This window comes from Nitrobacter winogradskyi (assembly GCF_006539545.1).
Classification (GTDB): Bacteria; Pseudomonadota; Alphaproteobacteria; order Rhizobiales; family Xanthobacteraceae; genus Nitrobacter; species Nitrobacter winogradskyi_A.
Genome location: NZ_BJNF01000090.1, coordinates 25,157 through 31,685, shown reverse-complemented (window position 1 = coordinate 31,685; position 6,529 = coordinate 25,157). Strand labels below are relative to the sequence as shown.

The 6,529-nt window shown below is 58.4% G+C and carries 7 protein-coding genes; all 7 read right to left on the bottom strand.

The features are described from left to right. Positions 1–712 precede the first annotated feature (712 nt). Positions 713–913, bottom strand: a complete 201-nt coding sequence (locus NWI01_RS15765) for a hypothetical protein (protein ID WP_141384926.1) — start codon at positions 911–913, stop codon at positions 713–715. A gap of 556 nt (positions 914–1,469) precedes the next feature. Beyond that, positions 1,470–1,799, bottom strand: coding sequence for a GNAT family N-acetyltransferase (locus NWI01_RS19775; protein WP_283809253.1), 330 nt, complete (start codon positions 1,797–1,799; stop codon positions 1,470–1,472). A gap of 533 nt (positions 1,800–2,332) precedes the next feature. Next, a complete protein-coding gene (locus tag NWI01_RS15755; protein ID WP_210242985.1) occupies positions 2,333–2,965 on the bottom strand; it encodes an RES family NAD+ phosphorylase in 633 nt (210 codons plus the stop codon). 50 nt (positions 2,966–3,015) lie between these two features. Then, positions 3,016–3,402 (bottom strand): MbcA/ParS/Xre antitoxin family protein, encoded by a 387-nt coding sequence (locus tag NWI01_RS15750; RefSeq protein WP_141384924.1) that lies wholly within the window; start codon positions 3,400–3,402, stop codon positions 3,016–3,018. Positions 3,403–3,592: 190 nt separating this feature from the next. Then, positions 3,593–4,102 (bottom strand): hypothetical protein, encoded by a 510-nt coding sequence (locus NWI01_RS15745; protein WP_244613811.1) that lies wholly within the window; start codon positions 4,100–4,102, stop codon positions 3,593–3,595. A 136-nt stretch (positions 4,103–4,238) separates the two neighbouring features. Continuing rightward, positions 4,239–5,225, bottom strand: a complete 987-nt coding sequence (locus NWI01_RS15740) for an AAA family ATPase (RefSeq protein WP_141384923.1) — start codon at positions 5,223–5,225, stop codon at positions 4,239–4,241. A gap of 59 nt (positions 5,226–5,284) precedes the next feature. Continuing rightward, the gene (locus NWI01_RS15735; protein WP_375782188.1) at positions 5,285–6,457 is read right to left on the bottom strand and encodes an RHE_PE00001 family protein; all 1,173 of its coding nucleotides are present in this window, start codon (positions 6,455–6,457) and stop codon (positions 5,285–5,287) included. Between the last annotated feature and the right edge of the window lie 72 nt (positions 6,458–6,529).

The window sequence follows — 6,529 nt, the reverse complement described above, 5'->3', positions numbered from 1 at the left end:
AAACCGGTCAGACCTCAGGAGCGCGCCTATCACGATCTGCAATGAACTATTTCAGCAGACGGGACGTCGGAATTTTATTTTTGTGACTACAATCCAGGTGAATTGATCCACCTATCGACAGTTATGGCGTGATCGGCCCGGAGGAGTTTTTTTCAGTATTACGTCTCGGTCGACTCATATGAGATCAAGCCGATCTTTTCGTGCACATCAGTAAGAGTAACAAATACGGACGCAGCTTCGGCCATTCTGGTCCCCACACGGCATTTTCAAATAAAGATAATGATGCCAGGGGATACCCCACCGGTACAACGGACGTACGTTGATATCGCTTCGGAGACTTGACCTAGGTTTAGGGCCGGACGAGGGTTGAGGCGCCTCAGGATCAGATCAAATACGGACAGAACTGTTTGACATAGGCAAGAAAACGTTCCGCCATCGACAGTCTACGATCAGTGCTTTGACAAGGTCGGTGATGATTGTCGTGTGTTTCAGCCATGAGGACCGTCCGAGTGGATAAGTCATAGTTAGCGCGTGTGTTTCCCAAGCGGGTTATGCATGAGACTTATCGGTAGAGATTCCAGCCGACGTCGTTCATCGCAAGCAATCGATGCTGTCCGGTGTGAGGCCGACAACTCAACTTGTTATCCGTTGAAACCTTCGCTGAACGCCACTTTGTTTTGGATATGGTTTCTATATCGGCTTGGAAAGCTCGCTAGAGATGACCAATGCTTCCATACGCTGCCTTAACAGCGATGTCGGTCAGATCCTTCCGACGACAAATGCCACCCGCTGCGGCCTTCAGAATCTGTTCGGCCATGAATGCCTTGGTTGAGGAATCCGACTGGATTTGGAGAGCAGCATCATCAAGAGCTGCGCGTAATGTCCGGGTAAACTCCGGTGAGAATTGCGACATTTCGTTCCTCCGTTCCAGTCTGGCCCTTTGCTCTTTGATACCATAACGCTATATTCATATGAATATAACTCAATGCGAGCCGAGATGTCTACGCATAAAATGGCAAGTGGATGGTCGTGGCAACAATGTGCTGCTCGAGCGTCTATCTGCCGATACCATGCCCATGTAAATGTCCCCCGCAGAAACTTCGATGGATGGTACGAGCTTATGAATCCGGAGGAGAACGCCGGCGTATTGGATTCAACGGCTTTGAAATGCGGCCTGGTCTGACGTCCGCCCGGGTCGAACAAGAACTGACAGCCACGATGGCGCAGTGCACAGGAGTAACGTCGTCGTCCTGGCGAGGACGGAATAGCGGGATATGCGTTCCCAATGCCACCATGAATATTGGTGTCGGGGCAGGGCTATCTAGAGGGCGTCCAGGAAAGCAGAAGCCGCGTGACCGCGGTCAGTTCCGTACTGGTTGACCGGCTGCTGACTCATGTCACAGCTGCGTCGTGCGACAAGTGAGACTACCGCACTATCTTCACCTTTATAAGCCACAACCGCATGTAATCTATTTGTTGGAGAGAGTGGAGGTATACTCGCTTTCGAGCAGACCCATGATGATATCATCATGCCACCGGCCGTTCACAAACCAAGCTTCCCGTTCGCTACCCTCGATTTTAAAACCACACTTTTGATAACATCGGATTGGCCGCTCGTTATAGGCAATGACGCGAAGCGATACTCTGTGGAGCTTCAGTTGATCGAAAGCGAAGCCAAGTACCAAACGCGTCGCTTTGCTCCCGAGACCTTCTCCGAGCAGGTCGGGCCAAAATATTCCAATTGCGAATGACGCTCGTCGGTCATGCATATCAACTCGGTCAAGACGCGCCTCCCCTATAATTTGTTTTTATTCGATTATCTAAGCGAATGGATGGTCAACGAGACGACGAGCCCAGGCGAGAGAGCCATCTCGTGTCCTTTTTGAGAGTGTGTATGCACTGCCGCCAAACGTCTCATGGATGTGTGGGTCCGTAGGAAGCAAGAACAGACCCTCCGCATCATCGAGCGTGGCTTTTCGCAGCGTTAGATTATCGCCCTGCAATGTGGGTAACGTAGGGTTTGTGCCATCTTGGGAACTCTACACGATCAGCAATTTGCGACAGGCGCGGGTATCTCGGCCTGTTCGGATCGTCCTTACGTAAGATCATTGGCCGACTACCTCAGGCCAAGCCTTGCAGGCGCTTCGCCGCCAATTATTAGCAATAAACTCGCGGTCACTGTCTCCAAAAAACGCATCGAGACCATCTGTTTGGCATGGAGTCTTTCGGTAAGACTACTCGATAAAGAAGAACGAGCTTCCTGATAAAGGCGCGCCAATAGGTAGCAAACGCCACCGAATTATCTAACCAGAAAAAATGGTAACCTGACGTCTTATCCGAAATTCCTCTTCTCGTAGATTGTGGAAATGGCGGTTCCATCCCAGACATAGCAGAGGTGTCGTTCCTGCCGACAATTGGATAGAAGCCGGGGACGAAACACGGCGGCACATTCACCCCCATCATCACGAACGCTTGCGTAGACGATTCCATTGGAGCCGTTTTCCTGGAGCTTCAGAGCGAGTTCTTGTGACGCCGCATAGCTGTTGAGGTGGTAGTAGGCGGCATGACTTTCGCGCATTGCTCGGATGTCATGCAGATCGGCATCGAGATCGACGGCATAGACCCGCATGTCGATTTCCTGGGCGGGTTCGCTGGTTGCCTGCAGGAAGCGAACACGATGGTAGAGGGTTTCGGCAATCGCCGTCTCGATCGTGCGCCCTGCATAGAAAACGCCATACGTTCCGTTCGTAAAGCGATCCCCGTCGGGATTGAGGTGGGTGAACGCAGCCATGATCGGCGTGCTACCCGGTCCAGACACTCTGTCCTCGGGTGCCACGAGGAGAATGTCTCCCGCCTCCTCGCGCAGCCTGTCATTGGTCATCGCCTCGATCTGGAAGACTGCCTCAAGGTCGGCAGGATCGGCGACAGCTTCAAAGAGATTGATGGGTGGAAATCGGCTCGGCACGATTCGGAAACAGGGGCGCCACTCGATCTTTGCTATCGGGATGTCCGTCATCACCCGCGCTGCGCATCCACATACTGGCGAACGACATAGAGGTCCGCGACGTTGCCGGATGTCATGCGATCAATCGCCGACCGACCGCCAAAGATGCTGGCAGTATTAGGCTTCCGAACCCAGTGGTCGGCTGTCTTTGGAAGAAGAATATGCAATCCCTTGTAGATACCGAGAACGTAGGAAATACGTTCCAGAGCATCCTTGGGAATTGTAGCGACGGCACCTCGCTTCCAGGACTGGAACGTAGACCGACTCTCAAGCCCAAGTAGGCGCATCTGCTCCTGTTCCTGGAGATTCCAAGCCTCAGCTATCCGAAAAAACGTTCGCAGGGCGGGACCGGTCAGGTCCTTGCGATCCATTGCCCTGGCCGCCGATGTATCGGGCATTGTCCGTCTCCTCATGAAACCAAAATATGTACATATTCTGCGTAAAAATCAAGATTTGGTCAGAAAATAAACATTACAGACTTGATCTTGAACTCACCTCCTTCATAATTCCTGGTCTCAATATGGGCCACGAGCCGATCGAGGGTTGCAGTATCCGACAACGCCAGAAGGATCTCCCGCTGGGGAAATCTCACGGCGTGGGGCGCAACGTGATGCTCAGGGCCTGGGCGACTCGCTCGAAGTTTTCCTGTCGTCCGTCGCGCAGCCACACTTCCCACCACACCCGCTCATTGGGATCGATAGGAAACAGCCGATCTCCGTCGGTGAATAGCGAGTGGGCTGTCGCTAGACGCACCGTGTCGATGCGCGACACCAGCGGTTCGTTCCGAGGGCGGCCCGACTGAGTGTCCGTGGTACGGTACGCCTCGATCTTGCGGAGGTAAAAGCTTTCAGCGCGCGCCGGCACGAAGACGGATGCGCGCAAAGGATCGCCGGGCTGCTCCGGCTCGCGCACGGCGACGACCTCCATATGCTGGCGACGATCGGCGAGGAGATCGATGCCCGCGCGCTCCGAACCGGGCAACTGGATTTCGAGGTAGAAACCGGGTGTTCCGACGGCCACGCCCGTGTCGCGGCCCGCCATCTGTTGGCGAGCCGCACCGAGCGCCTGTCCCGACGGCTTGCGCGAGCGCTTGTGCATGGGCGGCGCGTTCGCGATCGGGCAGGCTCGGTGGAGTAACGACCTGGTTCGGCCGCCGGTAGGGCTCCCTCACACCGTTGTTGCGTAGAAGTAAGTGCGGTCGGTCGCGCGGAAATCGTCTGCCATGTCCGCGCTGCTATTCTGTTAAAGAGGCGCGCTGACGCTCCGTTAACGCTTCGAGCAGCGTTTCCGATGTGATCCGCTTACCGTTTCGTAGAAGAATGGATTTTGCTGCATCGTCGGCAGCGCGCACGATCTCGGCCTGTGACAGGCCGACTGCGTGTTGAGCGGCCTCAGACCAAGCGAGGCCGCGCGTGTCGAAACGATCGAGCCTCGCGCGGAGCAGCGCGTCGGCCAACGCAGCATCTGGCACCGCGTATTCTATGACGTCGTCGAAGCGCCGAAACAGCGCCTTGTCCAAGAGCTCGGGATGGTTGGTAGCAGCGATGATCAAGCCGTGGCTTTCGTCCTGCTCCAGAAACTGCAGGAAAGAGTTCAACACACGGCGGATTTCGCCGACATCCTGGCGCTCGCCGCGTCGCGCGCCGATCGCGTCGAACTCGTCGAAGAAGTAGACGCCGCGCGTTGCTTGCATCGCATCGAACACCAGCCGCAGCTTGGCGGCGGTTTCGCCCATGAATTTGGTGATCAGACCGTCAAGCACGATCGTGAGCAAGGGCAGATGCAACTCACCTGCTACCACGGCCGCAGTCATGGTCTTGCCCGAGCCGGGCGGGCCGACAAGCAGCAGCTTGCGCCGCGGATGAAGACCATGTTCGCGCAAGTTCTGCTGTTGCCGTTGTTCTTTCAGCACACGTTCCAACCGTACACGGATCGTTTCCGGCAGAATCATGTCCCCGAGGCGCAGGTCCGGGTAGCGCGCGTTCAGAAGGCTGGCGAGCTGCCCCTTAGGCTGCACGAGCGGGACCGGCCGGGCCTCTTGTCTGATTGCCGGCTCCTTGGTTTTCGCCGCGTCGACGAGTTCCTTGAGTTCTTGAGCCGGCTTGCCATGACCTTGCCGAGCCTCGTGTGCCGCAAACTGCATGGCCGTGGCGAGGAAGCGGTCCTCGTCGCCGGCGATGTGGCTCTTCAGCAGGGTTACGATGTGGCGGGCTGTGGTCATGGACTCTTCTTCTTCAGGGCTCTCCGTGCGATCAGCGGCGCAGCGCACGGGTGCGTCAGTCAGAGAACACCCCACGCCCGATATCGCCCCCTCCCGGTCGCCTCGCGCAGCCCCAACTCGCCAACCAGATCTTGGGCGGCACGCGGCGTGATCCGTAACTCTTCCGCGATCATGGCGGCCGAGACGACCGGCCGGGTCAGCACATAGTCGACCAGCGCCGGCAGCCGGGAGGTGGAGCGGCGGCCTTTGAGCTTGCGGGTCAGGAGCGTGCGGGCGGTGAGCCAGCGGTCGTGGTCCTTCAGGCCGGCTTCGGCTGCCGCTGTGATCGCCTCGAGTTGGACAACGAGGCGGCCGGCCGCGTCGCCTTGCCGCCGCCGCTCGCGCGGGATCGCCTTCATGCCCTCGTGCAGGCACGGAAGGTGCGCGCGGGCCTTGCCGCGTTCGCGCAGCAGGGCAGCCGCCAGCAGTCGGCCGAGCCAGGGCGTGTGCTGTAGCGGCTCGATCGCGCTCCAGGCCTCAGTCGCAATCGCGACCGCCAGCGTCGGCGGCAGGCCGCAGGTCCGATCAAGGATCGCGCGCCACTCGGCAAGGCGTTCGTCCTCGTCCCAGTCGAGGTCATAGAGCAGCGCGTCGCGCTCCGGCGCGTGCCGCGCCCGCGTTGCGGTCTCGCCCGCGAGCGTGCGGTCGGCTTGCGCGATCGCCGCGTCGACCGCGGCAAACATTTCGGCCATCCGGTCGTCCGCGGGCACCAGGCTGGTCGGCTCGGCGGCATCCGCTTCGCCATCTTCGTCGTCGACGCCGAGCGACTCGTCGTCGGCACTCAGATTGAGCTCGCTCGTTTTCTCTTCACGAGCGTGCCCTTCCCTACCCCGCAGGCTGGCGAGCCCGGCCGCCGACAATGTCCAGCCGGGCTTGGCCTCGGCGATGCGACGGCGGGCGCGCAGCACGGCATGCGCGCGGGTCAGCTCGTGCGTCGGTGCCCGAATATCCATGCTGGCGTCGTGGAGCACCAGGTCGTCGAGGTGGACGAGTTCGCCTTCCAGCCACAGGCAGGCCGCGGCGTCGGCAAAGTGTGTGCGTGCGATCCAGCCCTGTTGGATCGGGCTCTTGGCTAGACGCTCGTCGAGCCGCGCCAAGGCATCCTCGGCGGCGGCGAGTGGACCCGCGAGGACGGGCCAAGGCAGTGGATCTGGGATCCGGTAGGCCGCGGGCAAGGCTTTGATAACCCTAATGGAATTGTTACGACGGAAGCCGATAACTTAAGTGGAGTAAGTGATACGGAAGCTAACATGAATCTAGCTTCT